This is a genomic window from Mycetohabitans sp. B3 (assembly GCF_021498065.1).
Lineage (GTDB): Bacteria > Pseudomonadota > Gammaproteobacteria > Burkholderiales > Burkholderiaceae > Mycetohabitans.
The window spans coordinates 1-3,944 of record NZ_JAHLKN010000030.1 but is presented as its reverse complement, the minus strand read 5'-3'; the positions used below and the strand labels follow the sequence as shown (position 1 = coordinate 3,944).

The window sequence follows — 3,944 nt, the reverse complement described above, 5'->3', positions numbered from 1 at the left end:
AGCGCACGAGCACTCGGCTGTCGCGCTGTCGTGTCGTCTAAGTATTTGGCTAAGTTCGCTGGTGGCTCGGACTGTTGTCCCCGCGGCGCAATGTCGGTCGTCATTTTTCGCTCTCCGATGACTTTTCATCCACATAGCACGCGATCTCACGAATGGTGGTAAAGCGCGTCCTCGGGTCGCTGACACCAACGATGAAGCCGAATTCATCCTCGACAAATGAGACCAGGCGCATGGTAGCCAACGATGAAAGGAGCCCCGACTCCCTCAGATTTAAATTGTCAGCAATATTCGAGCCATTTTCTTTTAGGATAGTGCCGATCACAAAAGCACGAATTTTCGCCAAGGTATCCGACATGGGCTTCTCCTTTAACAATCATGGACGAGGGACGTTCACGGTGTCATAGGCTCAAAAAAGCGCTGTAGAGGGGCATGGTGCGCAACGCTTTACGTATCGGACAATCGCCATAGCCGGTGCACTAACGTACCCATTGGGGCGCCTTGATATGACGTTAGCAAGCGCGGTACCCACTGGGACCCTGTTTCGTCAAGGTTGGCCTATTTCTCGACATGGACAGCGCACGTTGTGGCCGCTCCCCGAATGGTGACGGCTGCCCGCCTACACCCGCTGGCACGGCCTGGTGCAAGAAGTGAGGCGGAGCCACCGCCGCAGAGCGACTGCCTTGCCGGCTTGCCTTTGCATGTAGGGCCAATTAGGAGGAGGAAGGGCAACGCGAGTCCATGTCGATTAGAAACTCTTTGGATGTGTTTAATAGCAATAGACATAATATCATCGGTACACACGCGCTAAGTTAGCGTTATCGCACGCCCTATGAAGTCGCCGTTTGCCACCGTGTCCCGAAGATCGCAGCTGGGTGAGGGAGAAACACCTCACATCCTATGGGCAAGCTAACTGAAAGGACGTTGTCAAACTCACCGGCACGCATTATTTAAGCTAATTTTTTGCAGATCTAGTAAAAATTATCTCAATAGCCGGGCGGTTTTATGTACCGAAATGAGATTAGGCAACCGCTCTGTCGTGCGCAACGGTGTGCCTTGCAGCCCGATTTCAGGACCGGGTGGAACACTTCATTTTTTCATCGTAAGGCATACCAGCCGAGTTTTTCGACAGCCAGCTTGCGAGACGCGACAGGCAAATGGGTGGCCAGCTTCTGTTTAATGCGCTTCCTGTGGGTGCTGCTCGTTCAAGGGCGTGAATCTCTGTCACCGCCAGGGCGGGATACTGACGCTGCTTGTCCATGGGCGGTAGCACGGTCATGCGGGGCGATATCGAAATCCCAGTATTGCCCGCTCAGCCTTTTCTGGTCACGAACGGTGACTTCAGACACGCCCTTAAGCCTTACTTCATCCATATCACGGGCGATCATGTGCCCTTTGGTTGCAAGTTTTAATTTATTGTTTCATTCGTTCAAAACTTGTCGTTTAAGTAAAGGTAATGGATTTGAACGCATTATGGTGGGCGCTTTACAGTCTTTCAACCAGGCGCTAAGCGTTGCGATTACTTGAATTTTTGTAGCGGCTCCGGACAGCTGGGCACAGTGCTTGCGAGACATGAAGCACGTAACGTCGAGCTGATGGGTCAGCGAACGGGTGCGTAGCCGTATGGCTAAATAATGTGATGGCTGGGGGAAAATGAAGAAGTACCCCAGTTCTGCACCCAATGACGCCGCGCTGCGCGCTGCACTGGTTTGCCCTGTTCTTTTTAGCTGTCTTGCTTGACCGACTGTCATGCCAATTTGCGCGCAGTATCACTATGTCCAGTGTTTTCACTAAAACTTGCTATCGATTGGACGTGGCGTGATCACTGGTCGGCCAAGTGCCGCGAACGGTGCACTGACGCGTGCCGATGAGTGGCCCTGATTGCTGCAATGAATGGCTAAGGCTTGCACGCAACGTGTCATAAAAGCCATAGTGGTTCCGAAGAGTAACGAGAGATTCTGGTTGCGTCGTTGTATCGTTTCGTACACCTTTTAAATATCAGGCCGCTCGGTCGCCTGAATCGGAGCTTTGTTATGGATGCTAGCGCTACGCCTGTTACCCAGCCGTTATCCAGTGCGCAAACCGAAATCTGGCTCGCGCAGCAGCTGCATCCCGACAGCCCCGTGTACAACATTGCGCAGTACACGGTGATCGAAGGCGTGATTGAGCCGGCCGTCTTTGAAGCCGCATTGCGCCAAGTCATCGATGAGGCCGACACCCTGCGCTTGCAATTTGTCGACAGCGATGACGGGCTGCGGCAGAGGATTGGTGCGCCCGCATGGTCAATGCCGGTGCTGGACTTCACGGCACAAGCCGATCCTCAGGCAGCGGCCCAGGCGTGGATGCAAGCCGATTATCAGCAACCGGTCAATCTGATGCAGGGACCGCTTTTTTGCTATGCGTTGCTGAAAGTGGCGCCCGTGCAATGGATGTGGTATCAGCGCTATCACCATATCATGATGGATGGCTATGGCCAGTACCTGATCGCACAACGCGTTGCACACGTGTATAGCGCGCTGTGCGCGGGAACGGCGCCGGCGGCATGTGATTTGGGTTCGGTCCGACAGCTAGTAGAGAGCGATGCACAATATCAGGCATCCGCCCAACGGGCGCAAGACGAAGCGTATTGGCTCAAGCACTGCGCCCATTGGCCTGAGCCTGCGACGCTGGCAAGCCGCGCCGCCCCTGCTTTACAGCAGCGGTTGCGTCAGACGACGTACCTGACCACCCAATGGGTGGACGACTATGTGCTGGATGCGGGCCGGCTGGCGCAGTTCTTGAGTGCTGCACTGGCCGCGTATCTGCATCGCATGACTGGCGCGCAGGACGTGGTGTTCGGTTTTCCAGTGACTGCCCGCTTGGGGGCAGATTGGCACATTCCTGGCATGGTCGCCAATACGGTTCCGTTGCGGTTCAGATTCGAGCCGGAGATCAACTTAGTGTCGTTGATGCGGCAGGCGGCGAAGGAAATCCAAAACGGACTTCAATATCAACGCTACCCGAGCGAAGCGCTGCAGCGTCAACTTGGGCTGGTGCCTGGGCAGTTGCTATCTGGCATCAAGGTCAACGTGATGCCGTTTGACTACGAGCTGTCGTTTGGCGAGCATTCATCGACGAACTATAACCTGCTCGCTGGTCCGGTTGATGATTTGATGCTCGGTGTTTATTGGACACCCAATAGCCGTCAATTACGGATCGACTTTGATGCCAATCCTGCTTGCTACACCGCGGAGATGCTCGACGCGTATCAGCGCCGGTTTATCCGGTTTGTACAAGCGTTGGCTGCCGATGCCACGCAACCGATTAGCGAGATCGATCTGCTCGGCGCTGACGAGCGGCATCGGCTGCTAGTCGAGTGGAATGCGACGCAGCGGGTCTATCCGGCACATCAATGCATTCACCAGTTGTTCGAAGCGCAGGCCGAGCGTACGCCCGAAGCGCCAGCGTTGGTGTTTGAAGCGCAGACACTGAGCTACGCAGAACTGAACGCACAAGCCAATCGTCTCGCGCACCAGTTGATTGAGTTAGGTGTCAAGCCGGATACCCGGGTGGCAATCTGCGTGCAGCGTAGTCCCGCACTGGTCGTGGGGCTGCTGGCGATTTTGAAAGCGGGGGGTGCGTATGTGCCGCTCGATCCGAGCTACCCAGGCGAGCGCTTGGCGCACATCCTCGCTGATGCGGCACCGAACATGGTGCTCGCGGATGCGGCCGGGCGCGCTGCGTTGGGCGACGCGGCGCTCGCCGAGTGCACGGTGCTCGATCCGGCCATATTGCCGGCATTGCCGGACACGAATCCGTCGGTAGCCGCGCTCACCGCCCGGCATCTGGCGTATGTGATCTATACGTCGGGCTCGACCGGCACGCCCAAGGGCGTGATGGTCGAACATGCGCAAGTGGTGCGGCTGTTCGAGGCGACGCAACCGTGGTATGGCTTTAACGAGCATGAT

Annotated in this window: 2 protein-coding genes; one reads left to right on the top strand and one right to left on the bottom strand. The window is 56.0% G+C overall.

The genetic code is table 11. The features are described 5' to 3' along the window. Positions 1-100: 100 nt before the first annotated feature. Entirely contained in the window at positions 101-355 is a 255-nt protein-coding gene (locus KQH55_RS09140; protein WP_235090647.1) for an acyl carrier protein, read from the bottom strand. 1,675 nt (positions 356-2,030) lie between these two features. Between KQH55_RS09140 and KQH55_RS09135 the strand changes: the two genes are divergently transcribed. Beyond that, on the top strand, positions 2,031-3,944 hold a 1,914-nt coding region (locus KQH55_RS09135), incomplete at its 3' end, for a condensation domain-containing protein (RefSeq protein ID WP_235090646.1).

Bases quoted from the DNA above. Each gene is read 5' to 3' on its own strand.
- KQH55_RS09140 (WP_235090647.1), bottom strand. From the start codon at position 355: ATGTCGGATACCTTGGCGAAAATTCGTGCTTTTGTGATCGGCACTATC.